The sequence below is a fragment of the Undibacterium parvum genome (assembly GCF_003955735.1).
Lineage (GTDB): Bacteria > Pseudomonadota > Gammaproteobacteria > Burkholderiales > Burkholderiaceae_D > Undibacterium > Undibacterium parvum.
Window position 1 is genome coordinate 1,745,858 of the sequence record NZ_CP034464.1, and the last position, 22,787, is coordinate 1,768,644.

The 22,787-nt window shown below is 51.7% G+C and carries 16 protein-coding genes; 10 read left to right on the forward strand and 6 right to left on the reverse strand.

Annotation, left to right across the window (positions count from 1 at the left end; translation table 11 throughout):
- Positions 1 to 7 precede the first annotated feature (7 nt).
- Positions 8 to 1,486: a xanthine dehydrogenase small subunit gene (gene xdhA / locus EJN92_RS07540; protein WP_126127247.1), complete on the reverse strand. Its 1,479-nt coding sequence runs from the start codon at positions 1,484 to 1,486 to the stop codon at positions 8 to 10.
- 606 nt (positions 1,487 to 2,092) lie between these two features.
- On the opposite strand from xdhA, the gene EJN92_RS07545 reads away from it, so the two are divergent.
- The 4 genes from EJN92_RS07545 to EJN92_RS07560 are packed head-to-tail and all read left to right on the forward strand — an operon-like array spanning position 2,093 to position 6,847.
- Positions 2,093 to 3,628, forward strand: coding sequence for an ABC transporter ATP-binding protein (locus EJN92_RS07545; protein WP_126127248.1), 1,536 nt, complete (start codon positions 2,093 to 2,095; stop codon positions 3,626 to 3,628).
- The gene (locus tag EJN92_RS07550; protein WP_126127249.1) at positions 3,615 to 4,712 is read left to right on the forward strand and encodes an ABC transporter permease; all 1,098 of its coding nucleotides are present in this window, start codon (positions 3,615 to 3,617) and stop codon (positions 4,710 to 4,712) included. The genes EJN92_RS07545 and EJN92_RS07550 overlap by 14 nt, the downstream gene beginning before the upstream one ends.
- A complete protein-coding gene (locus EJN92_RS07555; RefSeq protein ID WP_126127250.1) occupies positions 4,712 to 5,632 on the forward strand; it encodes an ABC transporter permease in 921 nt (306 codons plus the stop codon). Before EJN92_RS07550 ends, EJN92_RS07555 begins: the two co-directional genes overlap by 1 nt.
- A 60-nt stretch (positions 5,633 to 5,692) precedes the next feature.
- A complete protein-coding gene (locus tag EJN92_RS07560; RefSeq protein ID WP_126127251.1) occupies positions 5,693 to 6,847 on the forward strand; it encodes a BMP family ABC transporter substrate-binding protein in 1,155 nt (384 codons plus the stop codon).
- A 300-nt stretch (positions 6,848 to 7,147) separates the two neighbouring features.
- Here EJN92_RS07560 and EJN92_RS07565 read toward each other — a convergent pair whose 3' ends face one another.
- A complete protein-coding gene (locus EJN92_RS07565) occupies positions 7,148 to 8,026 on the reverse strand; it encodes an outer envelope protein (protein ID WP_126127252.1) in 879 nt (292 codons plus the stop codon).
- Positions 8,027 to 8,482: 456 nt separating this feature from the next.
- On the opposite strand from EJN92_RS07565, the gene EJN92_RS07570 reads away from it, so the two are divergent.
- A complete protein-coding gene (locus tag EJN92_RS07570) occupies positions 8,483 to 10,477 on the forward strand; it encodes a PhoX family protein (protein WP_126127253.1) in 1,995 nt (664 codons plus the stop codon).
- A gap of 90 nt (positions 10,478 to 10,567) precedes the next feature.
- On the opposite strand, the gene EJN92_RS07575 is transcribed toward EJN92_RS07570, so the two are convergent.
- The 3 genes from EJN92_RS07575 to EJN92_RS07585 form a co-directional block, all read right to left on the reverse strand.
- On the reverse strand, positions 10,568 to 11,458 hold the full coding sequence (locus EJN92_RS07575) for a PAS domain-containing protein (protein WP_126127254.1): 891 nt from the start codon (positions 11,456 to 11,458) through the stop codon (positions 10,568 to 10,570).
- Positions 11,459 to 11,723: 265 nt separating this feature from the next.
- Positions 11,724 to 14,306, reverse strand: coding sequence for a bifunctional aconitate hydratase 2/2-methylisocitrate dehydratase (acnB, locus tag EJN92_RS07580; RefSeq protein WP_126127255.1), 2,583 nt, complete (start codon positions 14,304 to 14,306; stop codon positions 11,724 to 11,726).
- Between the two features lie 594 nt (positions 14,307 to 14,900).
- On the reverse strand, positions 14,901 to 16,886 hold the full coding sequence (locus EJN92_RS07585; RefSeq protein ID WP_126127256.1) for an alkyl/aryl-sulfatase: 1,986 nt from the start codon (positions 16,884 to 16,886) through the stop codon (positions 14,901 to 14,903).
- 151 nt (positions 16,887 to 17,037) lie between these two features.
- On the opposite strand from EJN92_RS07585, the gene EJN92_RS07590 reads away from it, so the two are divergent.
- From EJN92_RS07590 to EJN92_RS07600, 3 genes are all read left to right on the forward strand, one after another.
- Entirely contained in the window at positions 17,038 to 17,994 is a 957-nt protein-coding gene (locus EJN92_RS07590; RefSeq protein WP_126127257.1) for a LysR family transcriptional regulator, read from the forward strand.
- 222 nt (positions 17,995 to 18,216) lie between these two features.
- A complete protein-coding gene (locus tag EJN92_RS07595) occupies positions 18,217 to 19,092 on the forward strand; it encodes a DNA ligase (protein WP_126127258.1) in 876 nt (291 codons plus the stop codon).
- Positions 19,093 to 19,117: 25 nt separating this feature from the next.
- A complete protein-coding gene (locus EJN92_RS07600; protein WP_126127259.1) occupies positions 19,118 to 19,861 on the forward strand; it encodes a DNA alkylation repair protein in 744 nt (247 codons plus the stop codon).
- A gap of 6 nt (positions 19,862 to 19,867) precedes the next feature.
- Here the strand turns inward: EJN92_RS07600 and EJN92_RS07605 are convergent, their stop codons facing one another.
- Positions 19,868 to 20,473 carry a TetR/AcrR family transcriptional regulator gene (locus EJN92_RS07605; RefSeq protein ID WP_126127260.1) on the reverse strand — a complete coding sequence of 202 codons (606 nt, stop codon included), beginning with the start codon at positions 20,471 to 20,473 and terminating at the stop codon, positions 19,868 to 19,870.
- 138 nt (positions 20,474 to 20,611) lie between these two features.
- Here EJN92_RS07605 and EJN92_RS07610 point away from each other — a divergent pair, with 138 nt between their 5' ends.
- A complete protein-coding gene (locus EJN92_RS07610) occupies positions 20,612 to 21,919 on the forward strand; it encodes an NAD(P)/FAD-dependent oxidoreductase (RefSeq protein ID WP_126127261.1) in 1,308 nt (435 codons plus the stop codon).
- A gap of 1 nt (position 21,920) precedes the next feature.
- Positions 21,921 to 22,712, forward strand: coding sequence for a DUF1365 domain-containing protein (locus tag EJN92_RS07615; RefSeq protein WP_126127262.1), 792 nt, complete (start codon positions 21,921 to 21,923; stop codon positions 22,710 to 22,712).
- The last annotated feature ends 75 nt before the right edge of the window (positions 22,713 to 22,787 follow it).

Sequence of the window (22,787 nt, forward strand, 5' to 3'; positions counted from 1 at the left end):
AGCAGCCTTAGGCGTTAGCAAAAGCACTGAGGGATTTCAGCGCCAGCGGCGCATCGATGCGGGTCTCTAGCCAGAAGCGGCGCATTAAATTTTGCGCTGTTTGCATACGGTATTGAGCCGAGGCGCGCATATCACTTAAGGGCGTGTAATCCTGAGCCAGCAGTGTCATCGCTTTTTGCAAATTCGCTTCATTCCACGGCTGTCCATTTAAGGCCGCTTCCGCTTGCGGCGCGCGCTTGGAAGTGGCCGCCATGCCGCCATATGCGATATGCGCATCGCGCACGATATCGCCGTCTAGCGTAATGGCGAACGCGGCGCAGACTGCCGAAATGTCTTGGTCGTAGCGTTTCGCCAGTTTGTAAGTACGAAACTGCAAATGCTCGCGTGGCATAGGAATCCGCAGCGCCTCGACAAATTCGTCGGGCTGCATATCCTTTTTCATGTAATCAAGATAGAAATTTTCTAGCAAAAGTACGCGCTGGCCATGGATACCGCGCAAGACGATTTCTGCGCCTAGCGCAATCAACCAGGGCGCGGAATCGCCGATCGGCGAACCATTGGCGACACTGCCGCCCAAGGTGCCGGTATTGCGTATCGGTTGGGAGGCGAAGCGCTGCCACATCTCGGTCAATTGCTCCGGGTAGTGACGGCACACCGCTTGGTAAGCATCGTTCAGATTCACGCCAGCAGCGATTTCTAACATGCCATGCGCTTGCGTGATGGTTTTCAGTTCCGCCACTTCACGTATGTAGATAATATCGCCCAGATCGCGCATCTGCTTAGTGACCCACAGGCCGACATCGGTAGAGCCGGACAAGATGCAAGCCTTAGGCTTAGCGGCACGGATAGCCACTAATTGCGCGATTGTGCGCGGAGCGTAGAAAGTTTGACCAGCTTGCTGATAGCGGAACATTTCGCTACGTTGCAAGCTTTGCAAAGAGGCCGTCAATGCCGCTTGATCAAAGCTAACCGCAGCTAGTTCGCCCATGCGTTTTGCCGCATCGATAATCGGGCGGTAACCGGTGCAACGGCACAGATTGCCAGATAAAGTTTCGTCTATTTCTTTGCGACACGGTGCACTTTTCTGAGTCTGTTCTCCGTCTTTTTTTAAATACAGGCTCCACAAGGACATCGCAAAACCCGGCGTACAAAAGCCGCATTGCGAGCCATGGCATTCCACTAGTGCTTGCTGCACCGGATGCATGTCACCATTGGGCTGCTTGAGATCTTCTACCGTGAACAAGGCCTTACCATCTAGCGTAGGCATGAACTGTATGCAGGAATTCACCGATTTCATCTCTAGCTTGCCATCCTTTAGTTCGCCGATGACCACAGTACAAGCGCCGCAATCACCCTCAGCACAGCCTTCTTTGGTGCCGCTGCAATGTCTGTCTTCGCGCAAATGCTGCAAAATAGTCTGGGTAGGCGCAATGTCATCGACTTGCTGGATTTGGCCTTGAAAGTAAAAACGTATCGGTTCAGACATGGGTGCTCCGTATTGAAATTCTTATATGCAAAGAGTAGCATTCGCGGCACTTAGTACTATATCTGCCCGATGATGTTAACTATCTATTTAAAAAAATAAAAGCAAGCTCAGCTGCAAGGCGGATGACACCTATCAGTATAGGGAGTTTTAAAAAAAATCGCCCACTTGTGATAGCTGGGCGATTTTGTATAAATAACATGGAATTTGTTATTTCTAGAGCGATAAACAACACGTATGTAGAAGCTATCTTTTTTACCGCAGCATGCAGCTAGCCCTAACACGTCAACCCGACCTCATGAAGTCGCTTAAGTTTAGCTGTCGTCAAATAGTTAACATCATTTATTGCATATAATGCGGGGTGGCGCAAATGCTAGTCTTTGCGCATAAGAATTTATTGATTGACATCATTTTTGCTGAATATAAATAGAAAAATGCAAATTGGCGAGGGTTTAGTGTAGTCCCTAGCACTCGCCATCCTAAGCATTGATATTTCTCAGCATGATGAATTAGTCGCTTTCGCACGAAACCGCCAACAGCTAGGCCCACTGTTGGCGTGATCGTGTGAAGTCCCTTGCAGCCGCATAAAAAAGTGAGACCGCCCATTTCATGAGCATACCCAGACTACAATTGCAGGGCATCACCAAGGCCTATCCCGGCGTCATAGCCAATAGCGAGGTCGCGTTAACCGTCATGCCCGGCGAAATCCACGCCGTCTTGGGCGAAAATGGCGCTGGCAAATCGACCCTGATGAAAATCATTTATGGCGCGGTCAAACCGGATGCCGGTCAGGTTCTGCTGAACGGCCAGTTGATCGAGATCCGCAACCCCAAGGATGCGCGCGCCAACGGCATCAGCATGGTGTTCCAACACTTCAACCTGTTTGACACCATGAGCGTGGCCGAGAACGTGTGGCTAGGGCTAACCCGCAGTACGCTGGCGCAAGTCACGGCCAGCATTATCGCTAAGGCCAATGAGTACGGGCTAGACATAGACCCGGCTCGTCCGGTGCATACCCTGAGCGTGGGTGAGATGCAAAGGGTAGAAATCATCCGTGCCCTGCTGACGCGCCCAGAGCTCTTGATACTGGACGAACCGACCTCGGTGCTGACACCACAGGCGGTACAGAAACTATTTGTGGTGCTCAAAAAACTTGCCAGCGAGGGCTGCAGCATTTTGTACATCAGCCACAAGCTGCACGAAATTCGCGAACTATGCACTGCCTGTACCGTGCTGCGCGGCGGCAAGGTCACCGGGGTATGCAACCCGCAGCAAGAATCCAATGCCTCACTGTCGCGTCTGATGATAGGTGCAGAACCAGCATCGCTGGAGCACACGACTAAACTGGCCGGCGCTGAAGTGTTGACGGTGAAGGGACTGAACCTGCAATGCGAAGACCAGTTTGGGGTAGACCTGGAGAATATTCAACTACAAGTGCGTTGCGGCGAGGTCGTCGGGATTGCCGGAGTTTCTGGCAATGGTCAGAAAGAATTGTTGTGTGCCTTGTCCGGCGAAGACTGTCGCTCGCCGCGAGGCAGTATTAAGTTGGGGCCGCTCGATGTCTCGCACCTGCACCCGGGGCAGCGGCGCAAGATGGGTCTGCACTTTGTACCCGAAGAGCGACTCGGGCGTGGTGCTGTGCCCACTCTGAGTTTGGCGCACAATTTACTACTTACCCGCAATGATGCGATTTGTATGCCGCGCTTTGCCGGAGGGTGGCTAAGGGTGCGTCAGCTGGAAGCGCACGCAACGCGCCTGATTAAAGAATACAAAGTCAAGGCGAATGGTCCCTTGGCGGTGGCGCGCTCGCTGTCTGGCGGGAATTTGCAAAAATTTATCGTCGGACGCGAGATCGATGCCAAACCGAGGCTGCTGATCTTGTCGCAACCAACCTGGGGCGTGGACGTCGGAGCTGCAGCGCAGATACGCGGTGAAATATTAGCGCTGCGTGAGGCTGGCTGCGCGGTGCTGGTGGTCAGCGAAGAATTAGATGAATTATTTGAGGTGTGTGACCGCATGCATGTGATTGCACGCGGCAAGTTGTCGCCCTCTTTAGCGATGGCGGAGGCAACAGTGGCAAAAATTGGTGCATGGATGAGCGGTCTATGGAATGAAGTAACGGAGGTGCAAGATGGCGCGGCTTAAACTCGAAGTACGCCCCCAGCCCTCGCAGTTCTGGAGTTACGGCTCGCCCTTACTGGCGCTGTTGTGCACGGTCATCATAGGCGTGATTTTGTTTGCGCTGTTGGGCAAAGATCCTGTACGCGGCCTGCAAGTATTCTTTTGGGAGCCGATACGCAATGCCTATGCATGGGGTGAATTGGTAGTCAAGGCCACACCCCTACTTCTCATTGCGCTAGGACTGGCGGTCTGCTTTCGCTCCAACGTATGGAATATCGGCGCTGAGGGGCAATACATACTGGGCGCAATTGCCGCCAGCGGGGTGGCGCTGCTGGCGGACAAAACCACTGGTGCTTGGATAATACCGAGCTTGCTGCTAGCCGGTATTTTGGGCGGCATGGCCTGGGCCAGCTTAACCGCGCTGCTACGCGACCGCTTTAACGCCAATGAAATTCTGGTCAGTCTGATGCTGGTCTACGTGGCGGTGCAGGTCTTGAGTTACCTGGTGTTTGGCCCTTGGAAAGATCCGAACGGCTATAATTTTCCGCAAACCAAAAGCTTCGAGTTAGCGACCCGGATTCCGCGCCTGTTTGAAGGCTCTCGGGTCAGCATTAGTGTGCTATTTGCCTTACTTGGAGCGGCCGGGATCTGGGTGTTTCTGTTTCGTACCCGCGCCGGTTTTGCACTGCAAGTGGGCGGCTTGGCACCCGCTGCGGCGCGTTACGCCGGCTTCTCATCGCGCCGCGCGCTGTGGACCGCATTGATGATCTCGGGCGGCATGGCCGGTCTGGCCGGTGCGCTAGAGGTGGCAGGACCGATCGGCCAACTCACCCCTTATGTGCCGGCTGGCTATGGCTTTGCCGCCATTATCGTGGCCTATGTGGGACGCCTACATCCAGTCGGCATGGTGTTCTCGGCACTGTTGATGAGCATGTTCTATATTGGTGGAGAGCTGGCGCAGTCGCGTCTTGGGCTTCCCAAATCGCTGACGGGGGTGTTTCAGGGGCTGCTGCTATTTAGTTTGCTGGCCTGTGACACGCTGGTCAATTACCGTTTGCGGTGGATATCCACCACCAGCAAGTCCTTAGCGCTAGGAGCAAGATCATAATGGAAGCATACGCACTCTTAATTGCAGCGACCCTCAATGCCGGCACCGTGCTGGCGATCGCCGCGCTGGGCCTGCTCATCAATGAAAAGGCTGGCATCATCAATCTGGGTGCCGAGGGCATGATGCTGTGCGCAGCGATCGCCGGATTTGCCACGGTGGTGCATAGCGGCAGCGACACGCTGGGCTTTCTGGCAGGCATAGGAGCGGGTGCACTGATGGCGGCCATCTTCGGCGTGCTGGTGATCTGGCTCAATACCAATCAATACGCCACCGGCTTAGCACTGAGCCTATTTGGTGCGGGCTTTTCAGCCTTTGCCGGGATTGCCTACGTGCAGGAAAAAATGCCCGAGCGCCCCAATTTTGCGATTCCCTATCTGTCTGATATTCCGCTGCTGGGCCCGGCGCTGTTTCGCCAGCACCCTTTGGTTTACCTGACAGTCTTGTTTGCGCTGGCCCTGATCTGGTTTTTGTATCGCAGCCGCGCTGGCCTGATACTACGCAGTGTGGGTGAGAGCCCAGAATCAGCGCACGCTTTGGGCTACCCAGTGCGTTGGATACGCTTAGCCGCGGTCACCCTAGGCGGTGCCTTGTGTGGCCTGGCGGGCGCGTATATTTCCATCGTCTACACCCCACTGTGGGTAGAGGGCATTGTGTCGGGCAAGGGCTGGATTGCACTGGCACTCACCACCTTTGCCACCTGGCGTCCGGCACGCATATTGCTAGGTGCTTATCTGTTTGGTGGCGTGACCATGCTGCAATTCCATTTACAAGGCATAGGGGTAGAAATACCTAGCCAATTTTTGAGCATGCTGCCCTACGTAGCGACCATCGTGGTGTTAGCGCTAATCTCGCGTAACCCGCGCTGGATTAAGATTAATATGCCTGCTGCGATAGGAAAACCGTTTTACCCAGGTTCATAGTTTCCTCAGCCTAAATGCTGATTTTTTCCACCACCTCTAAGTTTTTTAGAAAGAACTGACATGACAGATTTGCAAAAACGCGCATTACTGAAAATTGCAGCCTTGACGGCCGTGGCGAGCGCTGCCCTGGTAGGCTGTGGCAAGAAGGAAGAACCCGTTACGGCACCAGCTGCTGCCCCGACTGCGGTTGCCGCAGTTGCCAAGCCTGAAGCTCTGAAAATCGCCTTCGCCTACGTAGGCCCAGTCGGCGACGGTGGCTGGAGCTTTGCGCACGACAATGGACGCAAGGCGCTAGAAAAAGAATTTGGCGACAAGATCCAGACCTCGTTCGTTGAAAGCGTGCCTGAGTCTGCGGATGCCGAGCGCGTTATCCGCGACATGGTAGGCCAAGGCAATAAACTGATTTTCGGCACCACCTTCGGCTACATGGAACCCATGCTGAAAGTCGCAGCCGATAGCAAGGAGGTTCACTTCCAGCACGCCACCGGTTACAAGACCGCCCCCAACATGAGCACCTACGATAGCCGCACCTATGAAGGCGCCTACATGGCTGGCGTGATTGCCGGCAAGATGAGCAAGTCTGGCACCCTCGGTGTCGTGGCGTCGGTACCTATTCCAGAAGTGATCCGTAACATCAATAGCTTCACGCTGGGCGCACAAAGCTCCAATCCAAAAATCAAGACCAAGGTAGTGTGGGTCAACGAGTGGTTCAATCCACCTAAAGAAACCGAAGCTGCCACCAGCCTGATCAATGGTGGTGCCGACGTCTTGTTCCAGAACACCGATTCACCGGCCGTCTTGAAGACCGCCCAAGACAAGGGCGCACGCGCCTTCGGCTGGGACTCCGACATGACCGCCTACGGTCCTAAGGCGCATCTGGCATCGGCCATCATCAACTGGGCTCCGTATTACATCAAAACCACCAGGGATGCGCTGGAAGGCAAAACCACTTCGACTCAAAGCTGGTGGGGCGTCAAAGAAGGCGCGATTGATATCGTTGCAATCGCCGACGATGTGCCTGCCGAAACCAAGGCCAAGATAGATGAAATCAAGGCAGGCTTGAAGGCCGGTAGTTTCTCCATCTGGAAAGGCCCTATCGTGGACAATACTGGCAAGGAGCAAATTGCCAAAGACGCGGTAGCCGACGACAAGTTCCTGGGTGGTCTGAATTTCTACGTCAAGGGCGTGGAAGGCAAGATACCCGGCTCCAAATAAAGCTTCAGCAAGACGCAAAAAAGCCGCTTTTATAGCGGCTTTTTTGTATCTGATGAGCCAGCTTTCAGCGCCAGAAAGTGCCGCATGCGGCCATCGAAACACCGCACCCTGCAGATAAAAATTGAGCTAGATAGAAATCTGCTTATTTCAAAAAATAGGGGAGTATGGAGTTAGACAAGGCGCTTGCGCATATACAATGAGCGCAAACACCTTAGCTACTCTCATACCCTCTACTAGTATCCATGAAACCAGAATTAAATCGGAGCTAGACTGCGTCTATACCCCAGCCTCTTGCTTAGCTTAGAAATGCGCCTCAAGTTGCAGGAAAGGCGAAGAAACATGGCCCGCTTTATTCAAAGTGCCAGCAAAGCCAGGCGCGCTTTCATTATTCCCAAATTTATTATTCCAATAGCGATAGCCGACACCCGCGTAAAAGGTATCTTTTTTACCGGACAATGAGCCCAGATCGAACATAACTAAGGCATCGAGCAAGGTTTCGGTGCTGGTCTCTATGCCAGTGCCCTTACCTGTTCCTTTAGCACCAGTGACACTCATGAAACCCTTGAAATTGGCGGGAACACCGGCATTGAAAGGTATACCCCAGACCACATTGAGTTGGGCGGCGACATCATAATCTTGCTTACCACCGGCAAACTTACTGTTATTGGTTTCCTTATAGGCTTGCAGTCCGACGTTCAGATAACCTGCTGGCAAAGCGAATTGCAAGGTAGGGCCAAATAAAAATGCCAGAGGTTGCGCTGCGTTTTCATTATTTTTTGCACCTGCATTAAATCCTGTGGTCAGTGAGATTTCTTTGACGACCCCAAACTTCATGCTGCTGCCAGTGAGGCTACTGAGATTGAGATTATTGCGGTAAATCGCAAAGAATTCCTGCGCGCCTGAAGTGCTGCCGTTGGCAGGATCATTGCTATCCGACTTCAAGATGTCGACATTGAAGTAGTTGCTACCGTATTTAAAGCCGCTGATATGCTCGAGCGAAACAATGTTTTTAGCGACGTCAACTTTATTGCCTGCGGCGTCCACGATAAAACCGCTTTCCTTAGGAATATAACGATAATTAATCGAGGTGTCGCTCCAGTCAGCTGCGTGGGCGGCAGCACCAGCGCACAGGGCAAGCGCCAGACAAATTGGTTTTAGCAGGTAAGTATTTCGGGACATAAACGGACTCCTAGTGGTTAGATTATTTCGACTTAATGTCATTTGAAGTATGTTAAAAAAACCGCGCTCGACTGACGATAAGAGCAAATACTACTTATATGTGCAAATGTATGTTTTCACGCTAAATTGCGTTTAAATTTTTTCTTGGCATGTACTTACGATGTAGTAACTGCGATGTAGTAACTGCGCAACAGCAATTTATCTATGAGCTGAAGCCATCAAGATGGTGGCACGGCGGAGTCCCCATATAACATCTGGCAGCTACCCAGCACCGCTCATTCAGGTTTCAAAGTATTGTTTCTTGGCCTAGAACAATTCAAGATGATTTTTTCGTCATCATCTTGTCACACTTGCTTTCTATACTTCCGCCTCATGCTAGCTTCGCAATTGCGTATCAGCAACTTATTTTATCATGCGGCTGCATCTTGTTATTAATCACATTGGAAAAATAGAATCATGTCAGATCATCCTCAAATCGGTCGTCGTCAAGCCTTAAAATTCCTCTCTGCTGCGCCCATGCTACCGCTGGGTTCACTGTCGCTGGCCTCGATGTTGACGGGCTGCGGCGGTAGTACTGCGGCTGAAGCGGTTCCGGCAGTGAGTTTTGTATCGGCATCATTTAGTTCTATGGCGGCACCAACTCTGGCGAATGCCGCGGCAATGGCGACGACTACAGTAGGCTCGACCTTGAGCGTGACCATGAGTGACAAGAGCGTGACAGATTACAAGCTGGCGTATCAGCCATTCTTCGTCACTGGTGACATGGTGCCAGATGGCGCGGGCGGCAAAGTATTGGCGGGCGCTTACTACGACATTAATAACAAGCCCATCATGGATAACTCCGTAGCTGGCAAAGAACGTCATATTTTTTCTGATTCGCCAGACGGCACCTCCCTGTTGTCGTTAGCCAATCCGACTATCACGGGCATCAAAGGTAAGGCAGTCTTCGCCGTCGTGCAATTTGAGTACACCACACGCAATCAATTTGGCACAGACTTGAACGGCACACTGCCTGCCGAGGCAGACATGTATGGAAAACTACCGTCCCCTATCGCCGTGCTGACTCTGGATCAGGATCAAATCACAGGTAAGCTGAGCCTGGTTAAATACCACAACGTCGACACCTCTAAAGTACACGGCCTGTGGATCACTTGCGGTGCCAGCCTGTCGCCATGGGGCACCCATTTATCATCCGAAGAATACGAACCGAATGCACCGTTTGCCAGCGATGATCCTCAGTTCAAAGCGTATAGTAAAAATACCTTCGGCAGCGAGACTGCAGCCAATCCTTACCACTACGGCCATCTGCCAGAAGTAACGGTTAATCCTGACGGTACCGGTAGCATCAAGAAGCATTACTGCATGGGCCGCATCTCGCATGAACTGGTGCAAGTGATGCCGGACAATCGTACCGTACTGATGGGCGATGACGCGACCAATAGCGGCTTGTTTATTTTTGTCGCCGATAATGAAAAAGATCTGTCGGCAGGTACCTTATATGTCGCAAAAATCGGCACAGGCTTCTCCAATGATCCTGCTGCTGCCGGCGCCAAACTGACATGGATTAATCTCGGCCACGCGACCAGCGCCGAGATCGAAAACATGGCCAATACTTTGAAGCCTTCCGACATCATGACGGTCTCCAAAACAGATCCTCTCGATGCCAGCTTTACTAAGATTTTCACGGGTGGTAAACCCAACTGGATTAAGCTCAAACCGAACATGGAAAAAGCCGCTGCCTTCCTTGAAACCCATCGCTATGCCTACCTGGTTGGCGGCAGTATGGGCTTCACCAAGATGGAAGGTACGACCGTCAATATCAAGGATAAAGTCGCTTACTCGGCATTGCAAAATATGGTTGACTCCATGGTCAAGGACAATGCCAAGGGTTGGAATGCACAAAGCGGTATCGCTCTCGACAAGGCCTTAGTAGCCGGCGGCGTTATGGCGCACAGTCTGGGTGGCGGTCAGAGCGACACCGCAGGTGCGGCGATCAAGAGCGAATGGGTACCGATGCAAACCAAGGCCTTGCTGGTCGGTGAAGATATCGCGGCGGACGCACTGGGCAATCTGGCTAATCCGGACAAGATAGGCAATCCCGACAACCTTAAATTCTCGGAAAAACTGCGCACCTTGTTTATCGGTGAAGACAGCGGCTACCACGTGAACAACTTCCTGTGGGCCTACAACGTCGACACCAAAATTTTGTCGCGTCTGATGTCTATGCCTGCCGGTGCTGAAGCGACCGGTCTGCATGTAGTCGATGATCTCAACGGTTGGACTTACATCATGAGTAATTTCCAGCATCCTGGCGACTGGATCAGCTCCTTGCACGGTAAAGTACAACCGACTTTGGATCCTTTGGTACGCGCCAACTACAAGGATAGATTCGGTGCCGCCGTTGGTTATCTGACTGCAGACGCGACTAGTGTGAAACTGAGCAAGGGCTAAGAAAATTAAGCGGGGGTTTAACTACCCCGCTTTTTCTGTGGCGGCATAAAAAAAGAGGATAGGGGCGCATGCTCCTATCCTCTTTTTTGATTATGCGCTGATCGCAGAATAAATCGCCAGATAATGATAGGGCTTGCCCTGAGTATCGAGTAAGGGGATGATGCTGCAGTCCAGAGTAAGCGTGCTGCCGTCTTTCAGTCTAGCCTGCAGTGCGCCTTGCCAGGCTTGCCCTTGTTGCAAACCGCGCCAGATGTCTTGCATAAAGAGGAGTCTTTGCGCTTCACTGAATAAATCCAAATACGCCGATCCTATCAATTCTTGCCGCGCGTACTGAGAGTCAGCGCAAAATTTATCGTTCACGTAGATTAATTTACCGTCTTCATCGGCGATCGTTAAGGCCGCATGTCTATCCAGACCGGCGCGCAACTCCTTAATTTTTGCCATCGCCAGTTGGAGCGCAATATGGCTTTGCGTAGCGGTCAGCAAGCTATCGTAAGCGCGCAAGGACGAAATCACCGTGGTAAATAATTTCTGCGTGGTCAGATCACTCTTGGTGCGGTAGTCATTGATGTCGTAATCAACAATCACGCTTTGTTCCAGCGCCAGCCCAGATTGCCCAGTACGTAACACCACTCTCACCAGTTGATTGTTCAGTTCAGCGCGGATCTGCCTCGCCAGCACTAAGCCCGCGTTCTCAGTCTCCATGACCACATCCAACAACACCAAGGCCACGTCCGGTGTATCGCGCAGGATACTCAAGCCTTCTTTACCGCTGTAAGCATGTAAAAAATTCAGCGGGCGATTCTTAAAAGTCGTGTTGCGCAGAGAAAATTTGGTCACCACATGGACATCGACATCATCATCCACAATCAGCACACGCCAAGGTAGCAGTTCCGGCGCCAGCTCAGAATTGGGCGGTGGCACATCGTCGTCGATTAACCATTCGTCTTGCGTGGCATCAAGCTGAGGATCAGAATTCATATTTGCTCCTGATAGTGTGTACTAAGCGCAGTGTGGCAGGGTGCAGCAAGGCGCTTTGGTTCAAGTCATGGTTTTAAACTCGAAATACTCGCGCAAGACAAAAGAGTAAGAACTTGTTGCAGTATACGCCATACTGCACAGCGCAACTGAGCGCAGTAAAAATCAGAAATTTCATTATCCCCCAGTGATGCGTCTTAGGCACAAAAAAAAGCCCCGCCATCAATGGCGGGGCTTTTTCTAACAGCACAAACAGCGTCAGTTTTACTTATTTCACAGTCGCAGCAGCGGCGGTGTAATCCTGAACTTGATCAAAATTGAGGTATTGATAGATCTTGTCGCTAGCACCGGTCAATACTTGCATGTCGCTCATGTACTCCGCTTTAGTCGGGATACGACCCAGCTTGGAGCAAATTGCGGCTAGTTCAGCGCTACCGAGGTAAACATTACTGTTTTTACCCAGACGGTTAGGGAAGTTACGGGTCGAGGTAGAAAACACAGTTGCGCCCTCTTTCACTTGTGCCTGGTTACCCATGCACAGGCTGCAACCCGGCATTTCCATACGTGCGCCAGCCGAACCCAAGACGCCGTAATGGCCTTCCTCGGTCAACTGTTTGGCGTCCATCTTGGTTGGCGGCGCCATCCATAGTTTGACCGGGATATCGCGCTTGTTTTCCAGCAGCTTGGAAGCGGCGCGGAAGTGGCCGATGTTGGTCATGCAAGAACCGATAAACACTTCATCAATCACTGCACCAGAAACGTCGGATAAGGTCTTGACGTCATCCGGATCGTTAGGGCAGGCCACGATAGGTTCGTGGATATCGGCCAGATCGATTTCAATCACGGCTGCGTATTCTGCATCGGCATCGCCCTTGAGCAATTGCGGATCCGCCAACCATGCTTCCATTGCGGCGATACGACGTTTGATGGTGCGTACATCAGAGTAACCTTCAGCGATCATCCATTTCAACATGGTGATGTTGCTGTTGATGTATTCGATGATAGGTTCTTTGTTCAGATGCACGGTGCAACCACCGGCGCTACGCTCAGCGGAGGCATCAGACAATTCAAACGCTTGCTCTACCTTCAAATCTGGCAAGCCTTCGATTTCCAGAATACGACCGGAGAAAATGTTTTTCTTACCTTGCTTGGCAACCGTCAGCAGACCAGCCTTGATCGCGTACAAAGGAATCGCATTGACCAGGTCACGCAGAGTAACGCCAGCTTGCAGCTTGCCCTTGAAACGTACCAGGACGCTTTCCGGCATATCCAGAGGCATCACGCCAGTGGCGGCACCGAAAGCAACCAGACCAGAACCGGCTGGGAAGCTGATACCGATAGGGAAACGGGTGTGGCTATCGCCGCCAGTACCGACGGTATCCGGCAACAACATACGGTTGAGCCAGCTATGGATAATGCCATCGCCCGGACGCAGAGGAATACCGCCGCGGGTGCTCATAAAATCTGGCAACTCGTGGTGCATCTTGACGTCAACTGGCTTCGGATATGCAGCTGTATGGCAGAACGATTGCATCACCAGATCCGCACTGAAACCTAAGCAAGCCAGATCTTTCAGCTCGTCACGGGTCATCGGGCCAGTCGTATCTTGCGAACCGACGCTAGTCATTTTTGGTTCGCAATAAGTGCCTGGACGTACGCCCTGACCTTCAGGCAAGCCACATGCGCGACCGACCATTTTTTGCGCCAGCGTAAAGCCTTTTTTGGTATCCACAGGATTTTGTGGCAAGCGGAACAAAGTGGAGACTGGCAGACCCAATGCTTCACGTGCTTTCGCAGTTAAACCACGACCGATGATCAAAGGAATACGTCCACCGGCACGTACTTCATCAAACAAGACTTCGCTCTTAACCTTGAATTCAGCGATCACTTTACCGTCTTTCAATGCCTGACCGTCAAACGGACGCAGTTCGATGACGTCGCCCATGTTCATCTGGCTGACATCGAGTTCGATCGGCAAGGCGCCGGAATCTTCCATGGTGTTGTAGAAAATCGGAGCGATCTTGCTGCCCAGACAAACACCACCAAAACGCTTGTTCGGTACGAAAGGAATGTCTTCACCAGTAAACCACAGCACCGAGTTGGTCGCTGATTTACGCGAAGAGCCAGTACCCACGACGTCGCCAACGTAAGCAACCAGGTTGCCTTTGGATTTGAGTTCGTCAAAAAACTTGACTGGACCACGCTTGCCGTCTTCTTCAGGCACGATACCTGGACGCGCATTTTTATGCATCGCCAAAGCGTGCATAGGGATATCCGGGCGGCTAAAAGCGTCTGGTGCAGGAGAGAGATCATCAGTGTTGATTTCGCCTTCGCATTTGAAGACGGTCAACATGATCGATTTTGCCACTTCAGGACGTGAAGTGAACCATTCAGCATCGGCCCAGCTTTGCAACACGGCTTTAGCCTGAGCATTGCCCTTGTCGGCTTTTTCTTTTACGTCATGGAACTGATCAAACATCAGCAGAGTCTTTTTCAGGCCATCGGCAGCAGCTTGTGCCACCACTGCGTCGTCCAGCAAATCGATCATAGGGCTGATGTTGTAACCACCCAGCATAGTGCCTAGCAGTTCTGCAGCTTTTTCGCGTGAGATCAGGGTACAAGTTTCTGTACCATGCGCCACCGCAGCCAGGTAACTGGCTTTCACTTTAGCGGCATCATCAACACCGGCAGGAACGCGGTGGATGATCAATTCTAAGAGGGTCGCTGCTTCACCGGCAGGCGGATTCTTCAACAACTCAATCACCTCAGCAGTCTGCTTGGCAGACAAAGGCAAAGGTGGAATTCCGAGGGCGGCGCGTTCGGCGACGTGGGCACGATAGGCTTGCAACATAATCAACTCCCTTTCAATGAACAAAAACGTATACCAATCAAGCTAGATTGGGCGACCATATCAGCATCTGCACTTTTCCGTCAGAACCTGGCTGCAAACGAACAAAAAAACCGTCTCAGGTATTCCGGCCAGTATTCTGAAGTAAGGATGTACACATCAAAAAAATTCAGAGTGTTAGCCGAACTTAATTGCGTTTATCCACGCTTACTTGCGTTTAAATTACTTTTAGCGCATTTTTCGCTGGAATTAATTTTCAGAAAAATGGGGGGATTGCGCATGCTGATAGACGATAAGACCGACATTATCTCGTAATACAGCGGTTAATTAGGCGATTTCGAAATAAAATTTTGAAGCAGCTTGCTTTCGTGCTGCTTACAAGACGCACATTTAGCGATAAATCGCTTAATTTATGGCCGAGATATGTGGTTTTTTGCTAAAAATAGTAATCTTTGGCAAGAATAGAGACTGTCTTCGATATTGCGCAAGATGAAGCAAGGGCTGCGATGCACTGCGCGATAAAGTCACCGCAGAGAAGCTCAGGCAAACGTGCTGATGCTCCTCTGCGTTTCAATCACTGACAGTCTGAGTGTTCGCTTATTTACTGACGATAGCGAAAGTACCCGGTGCTTTGTCGATCAGCGTAAAAAAACGCACCAGATCAAGCTTACTACCCTCGACCTTCAGGTCATCACTAAACAAGGTGTCTTTTACACCGGCGGTTCCTGCCATCATTTTGATAAAGATGCCCTTGGTTAAGGTCAGGCTGGCATTCGCGCTTGCGGCAGGCGGTGCTTTTTTGAAGTGCAAGACGGCGTTTTCTATCCACAAGACAAACGACTCCTGGGCGTCCGTCAGTATCAGATTGATCATTATATCTTTACCTTCGGCAGCGGGACCATCCAGACCGGCCGCCATGGCCTCTAAGAAACGCTCGATCGGGGTTTGCATCAACATGTCGCTAAAATTAGCTCGATTAATGCCTGTTTTTGGCGGGCCATTACGCAACTCTGCGGCGGCGGTGAGGTAGCTATTACGCCAGGTGGCCGCTTCTGCCATGTAGCCCATCTGATCGTAAGTGCGCGCCAGCAACTCTTTCGCGCCCCTGTGGTCGGGCTGGCCGAACACCGCCTGATTCAGTAATTCGGCGGCCCACCGGTAATCTCCCTTATCGAAAGCCAGTTGCGCCGCTGCCACCGCTTTATCGGCCCCGCCTATCAACTCCAGATAATGCCTGGCCGATTCTTGCGGAGGCAGCGGATTAAGATTGGCCGGATTGCCATCATAAGCGCCCAGATAATGTTGATACACCGCCTTCACATTATGTCGCAGGTCGCCGTAATAGCCGCGCGCGCCAAAATACGAGGATAGGGACTTAGGTAACTTGACTGTCTCGGCAATCTCACGTGGGGTGTAACCGGCATTGATCAGTCTAACGCTTTGGTCATGCGTATATTTGTAGACATCCCGGTGTTTGGTGATAAATTCGGCGATACGCTCATGCCCCCAAATTGGCCAATTATGTTGTCCGAAATAGACCTCGGCGTCGGCCGTCTGTTCTAGTGCTTGCTCCATGTAATTCGACCACCGCAAAGCATCGCGCACTTTGGCACCGCGTACCGGCAACAAGTTATGCATGGTCTGCGCCAGATTTTCAGCGCCACCATAGGCTTTTTTATCCGGGATACTAAAGCTCATTTCGGCTGGCGCTTCCGCTCCCGGCACATTATGAAACACCATCCGTACGCCATCCAATCTCATCTCTTGGCTAGCTTGCTTGATGATGACAGTTGGCTGCAAAATACCAAAATTACCGTAGGCCACGCCTTTACCCAAACCCGTATCGACCATACCTTTGGCCGAGCGTTCCAGATCTTTACCGAACTGATAGCTTGATCGCCTTCCCATGGCGGTACCGACCATCAGATTTTCACTGGTCGCTTCTTCCATAAAACCTTCGGAGGCGATGATAGGAATCTTGCGTTGCGCCAGCTCTTGTTGCGAAATAATACCAAGCGCACCACCGAAATGATCGGCGTGACTATGCGTAAAAATGATCGCCGTCACCGCCTTGTTGCCCAAGTGCTGGCGCGCAAAAGCGAGCGCTGCCGCCGCGCTTTCGCGGCTAGTCAAGGTGTCTACCACGATCCAACCGCTGTCTCCTTCAATCAGCGTGATATTAGCGATATCAAAACCCCGCAATTGGTAGATACCGTCGGTGACCTTGAACAGACCAATTTGGGCATTGAGCATGGCGTGTCGCCACAGGCTAGGGTTAACGGTATCGGGTGCCTTGCCCTCGATAAATTTAAAAGCATCGAAGTCGATCAGCACCGTACCATCCGCGCCTAGTATTTGCCCGCTGGGTCTGGCAATCAAACCACGTTTGGCGTCGGCAAAGTCTTGCCCGTCATCGAGTTTGAGTTCTTGCGCGAACGCCTGATTCGACTTCATCGTGCTGCTACTGGCATCGCCAGCCTTGCCGCCGATTCCGGCATTTTTATTGCAGGCGCTCAGCAGCAAAAGCATTGCAGCCAATGCAGATAGACCAGCCAGGCCTGTGCGTTTAGAATTTTTTTGCATTTTGTCTCCTTTTTAGGTTTTTATGTAGAGTAAAACCTGCCTGTGATGCAGTCCAATGCAAATTTAAGCTAGACTTAATGCGCTTTCTGCATGATCTTAGCGAGCTGAGCTCAGCGCATTCCCGATTGGTATCGAGACATATCAAGACAATATGAACTTAAAACGACTAAAACACGTCTTGGCACTGGCCGATGAGCGCAATTTCGCGCGGGCCGCGGCACAGGTGCATCTGTCGCAACCCGCTTTTAGCCGCAGCATACAAGCGCTGGAAGAAGAGTTGGGGATGCGCCTGTTTGAGCGCGGCAACAGCGAAGTCAGCGCCACTGCAGCCGGTGTGTTTCTCATACAAAGAGCGCGCAAACTGTTGTTTGACAGCCGTTGCCTGGAGCGCGATATCGATCTGTATCGCAAGAATCTGATTGGCAACCTCGCCTTCGGTGTCGGGCCTTTTCCTGCCGTGAGCATGCTACCCGAGCTCATGCCCGCGCTGAGGCAAGCTTATCCTGGCATCAAACTGCGGGTGGAAGTGAATAACTGGAATTACCTGCTAGAACATTTGCGCAATGAAGAACTCGATTTTTTTGTTGCAGATACGCGCGACCTGCCGCCTAGCGCGGATTTACAAATCAGCTTATTGGCACGCCAATTCGGCGGTTTTTTCGTGCGCGCTGGACACCCCTTACTCAAGCAAAGCGCGCTTAGCCTCAGTGACATCCTGCCGTTTGGCATCGCCAGCGTGCGCTTGCCGCAAGCGATACGACTAGCCATCGCGCAACTACTCAAACTTCCGGCTGATGCCGAACTGCCGATCGCGCTGGAGTGCGACGATGTCATGACACTGAAACGCACCGCCATCGGTTCCGATACGGTAATGGCGCTGATCCATGCCGCCGTCATCGATGAACTGGCCAACGGCTCGCTGATCCCCTTGCCGTTGTCAGGCATACCGCTGTTGCATTCAGAGATGGGCGTGGTCTCGCTGCAAGGTCGCAGCCATTCCCCGGTCGCCTTATTTTTAATCGAAAAACTGCAGGCTCTGGCCAGCCAATTGGCAGAATTACATCCCGAACAGTTAACGCGTATCACCAGCCTCCTACCTCTAAAATAGATATACTCCCCTTATTTTTTATAGAAATAGCCCATTTGCACAGAAGATATATGTGCGAATAAAATATACTGGGTGGTGTATATAAATTATATTGACACTACTGAGTTTGGCGATACGCGTTCTTGTAAAATTGAGATGCAATTACTTTATTAAAAGACTACAATTATTTTTGAAATTTATACCTAAAAATTTATTGTTGTCGGTCTTAATCAAGGCTATACCATGCTAACAGCAGCTCTTGTTCGCCGTCGTCGGCTCTGTGTATCGTTATTCAGTTTGGCGTTGCCGCTACCGATGTGCGCCGCTGCCGCCAAGAGTGTGACCAATCCGCCCGCCTTGCCGCTGGCACAAAATTACTCAGCACAGTTTGACCCCAGCCTGTATTTGCTCAGTGAAAAACTCGACGGGGTGCGCGCCTACTGGGATGGCAGCCATTTGCGTTTTCGCAGCGGTCGACTAATCTCTGCGCCGTCCTGGTTCACCGCTGCCTTACCGGCACAGGCTTTAGATGGCGAATTGTGGATGGGCCGCCAGACTTTTGAGCGACTCTCGGCCGCCGTGCGCAGGCAGCAGCCTCGCGATGAGGAGTGGCGTGCAATTAGCTATCAACTGTATGAATTACCTGAAGGCGCGGGTGACTTCCGCCAGCGTATCGCCAGCTTGCAGACACTGGTGACGCAGGCCGCGCAGCCCTGGCTACAGCTGGTTGCGCAAGAAGCAGTGCAAGACCATGCAGCGCTCACGGCGCGCTTAGCGCAAATCGTGCAAGCTGGTGGCGAGGGGTTGATGTTGCATCGTGCCGATGCGCCATGGCAGAGCGGGCGTAGCGCAGTCTTACTCAAACTCAAACCACAATTCGATGCCGAAGCCATCGTGCTGGCGCATGAGGCAGGCAAGGGAAAATATCGGGGCATGCTCGGTGCCTTGCTGGTGCAGACAGAAAATGGCCAGCGTTTGCGCTTAGGAACCGGCTTCTCGGATGCGCAGCGGCGCGATCCACCCACGATAGGCAGCACTATCAGTTACCGTTATCGTGATCTCACCTCCAACGGCCTGCCAAAATTTGCCAGCTATTTGCGTTTGCAGCAGCCAGAATAAGTCCCCCCCAAAAAAATTGCATCCCATGCCTTTAGATTCTGCATTCACTTGTTTTCAACAGCAGCTATCAAAGCTGGCGCAGCCGCAAAAAGCGCCTGCGATGGCGGCGTATATGCAGCATCACTTTGCGTTTTTAGGTGTCGCCGCACCAGCGCGCCGGCAGGCTTGCAAACCACTCATCAAAGCGTTTAAAGGCTGTACGGCAGCGCGACTATTGTCGCTGGCAGAGCAACTCTGGACGCTGCCAGAACGCGAATATCAGTATCTGGCCATCGACCTATTGGCGCAGCATTACCGGCAACTTAGCGTACAAGATATCCCGCAGTTATTGCAGCTGGTACAGAATAAATCCTGGTGGGATAGCGTAGACGCTTTGGCGGGAGTAATCGGCGATGTCTTATTTGCGCAGCGCAGTATGCAAATGAGTGCACAAGCCGACTGCCAAAGCTGCATGGACGCGGCCCTGCAGCACCCAAATTTTTGGCTCAGGCGAGTGACTATACTGCATCAGCTAGGCTGGCGCGAGGCCACTGATGTGACTCGCCTTTTTACCTATGCCAAGATGCTGGCACCCGAGAAAGAATTTTTTATTCGCAAGGCAATCGGCTGGGCTTTGCGCGACTATGCCAGGCACGACTCTGAGGCGGTGCGCGGATTTTTAGTCGCCGAGCGCACCCATTTATCTGGCCTGAGTTATCGCGAAGCCAGCAAACATCTGCCTGAACTGGGCATCAGCACGCGCCCCAGACTGAATGTCTGCTCAGCATAGTCGCGACTATTTCAGCCCGGCGAAACACACTCGCAGCATGTGGCGCACGATGTCATCCGGCTTCATTTTGCTAAATCTTTGCAGATACTCTACCGCCGGATCACAAGTTCGCGCGTAATAACTATACAAGATCACATCGCTAGGCAGATCAGGATTGAGGTCGCCCGCCTTTTGCGCCTGCTGCACCAGCTTTTCTAACTGGGAGTTGAGCTTGATGACTTTGCCGACATACTTCAAATTGCGCATCAGCATCTCGCGCACATGCGCACTGGTAGAGGGTAAAAATGGCAAGCCGCCCTCCAGTCGCACCCGCAACGCCCATTCCAGTAAAGCCGCCAGTTTTGCCTGCGCGCTCAGACTGGCTGGCAATTGCTCCAGTTGCTGCGTCGCTGCATCGAGCAAGCGCAACATCGTGCTACCAACCAAATCTTCCTTCGATTTGAAGTGTTTATACAGACTAGGCTTGGAGATGCCGATCAAATTGGCAACGTCGTCCATGGTCATCAAATCAAAACCCTTGGTCGCCAGGATGCCGGTAGTGGCATCCAGAATAGAATCTTCGCGCAACTTAAACGCCTGATCTTTGAAACTTAATTTGCCAAATATACTCATTAGTATTTATTGCTACTAAGTAGTAGCATTTATTTTAGAACAGTATTAATATTAGCAGCAAAGTAGTATCCACTCAATTAAATCACAACAAATAACTCTTCGCTAGAGCATTTTGACCATGGATAAGCAGAGCAAACAATGACAAATCAAGCACAAGGTCAGCGCATCGCGGTAATTGGCTCGGGGATTTCTGGGCTAGCTAGCGCTTACTTTCTTAATCAGAAGCATGAGGTGGTCTTGTTTGAAGCCGGCGCTTATCTGGGTGGGCACACCAACACCGTGGATATCCATTTAGAGGGCAAATCGGAAGCGGTCGATACCGGTTTTCTGGTCTTCAATGATCACACTTACCCCAATCTGATCAAACTTTTGGAAGAGCTTAAGGTTGCCAGTTATCCGTCTGACATGTCTTTCGGGGTCTCACTGGAAGATGGCAAACTGGAATGGGCAGGCACCAATCTTGATACCGTGTTTGCCCAGCGCAGTAATCTGCTCTCGCCTTCGTTTTATAAAATGTTGCGCGACATCTTAAAATTTAATGCCGCCGCAGAACAAAATTTAGAGCGCTGCCTGATCAGTGAAATCACTTTGGGTGAACTTTTACTGGCGGATCATTACAGTACTGAATTTCGCAATGCCTATTTATTACCGATGGCGGCCGCTATTTGGTCTAGTTCGCCTGAGGACATTTTAGATTTCCCGGCCAGCAGCTTCCTGCAATTTTGTATCAACCACGCCTTGTTGCAAGTCAATAATCGCCCAAAATGGCGCACGGTGTCTGGTGGTGCCCGCGAATACGTAAGAAAAATTGCCGCCGTTTTGCCCGATGTCAGACTATATACGCCGGTGTTGTCGGTACGGAGAAATGCGGCAGGAGTTGAGCTGATCACTAGCCATGCCAGCGAGCAGTTTGATGCCGTGGTTTTCGCCACGCATGCGCCCGACACTTTGCGCCTGCTAAAAGACGCCAGCAGCACCGAGCAAGAACTGCTCTCGGCGATACACTACCAGGCAAATACCGCTGTTTTGCACACCGACCTCAACTTACTGCCCAAGAGAAAAAAGGTCTGGTCGGCCTGGAACTACCTGGGTGCAGCAGATTCCGGAAATAGTGCTCAGCAGTTGTTAGCGCAAAGCCGACCTGTATGCGTCAGCTACCTATTGAATCAACTGCAAAATCTCAGCATCAAGCAGCCGGTGGTGGTGACACTCAATCCTTTTTGTGCGCCAGCAAATAACAGCATTTTGGCCAAATTTGAGTACCAACATCCGATATTTAACAGCGCCGCAATCCGCGCTCAGCGCCGCTTGCCTGAGATACAAGGAAAAAACAAGATCTGGTTTGCCGGTGCCTGGACTGGCTATGGTTTTCATGAAGACGGCTTGAAATCGGCAATAAGGGTGGCGCGCGATTTTGCAGTGGCACCGGAATGGGCGAGTCTTTAATATGCACTCCCAATCTAGCCTCCTCGTCGCACAGGTGATGCACCAACGCTTGCGTCCGGTGCTGCACCGATTCATCTACCCGGTATTTTTTGTGCGCATCAATCTGGCGCACACTCACCTCCTTAACAACTTCATTTTCGGTGTCAATCGCTGGCGTCCGCTCTCACTTTTTTTTAAAGATTATGGACCACGCGACGGCTCCAATCTTTTGTTATGGATACAGGACTTGCTCAAAAATCAGGGCCTAGCGCTCGACGGCCATGTGTTTCTGCAGACTTTTCCGCGCATCTTTGGCTACGCGTTTAATCCCATCAATCTCTGGTATTGCCACAATCGTCAAGGGGAATTGGTCGCGGTACTAGCGGAAGTCAACAACACTTTCGGCGAGCACCATCTATACCTTTTGCGCAATGAAGACGGTAGTGCCATCCGCAAAGAGAGCACGCTGCTGAGTACAAAAATGATGCATGTTTCGCCTTTTTGTGAGGTCAAAGGCAGCTATCGCTTTAGCTTCGCGGACAGCGCGCAGAGCAGCCAGGTCAATATTGATTATGACGATACCGAAGGGGTACTGATCAATACCGCAATTAACGCGCGCAAGCAGGCGCTAAGCCGCGGCAATTTGCTATTGGCCCTGCTGCGCCAGCCCTTACTCGGCTTGGGAGTGGTCTGGCGTATCCACTGGCAAGCCTTATTGCTATGGCGAAAACAGGTGCCGTTTTTCCATCAAGCAGCAGCACCGGCATCAAAACTGACCGTCAGTCATACAGAATCAAAGGAGAGAACAAAGTGAACAGCGCAAGCAAACCCCCGCAAACAGCCGCCCTGAATGCGACCAAATCTGAACAAAAAATACCTGCGTCGGCAC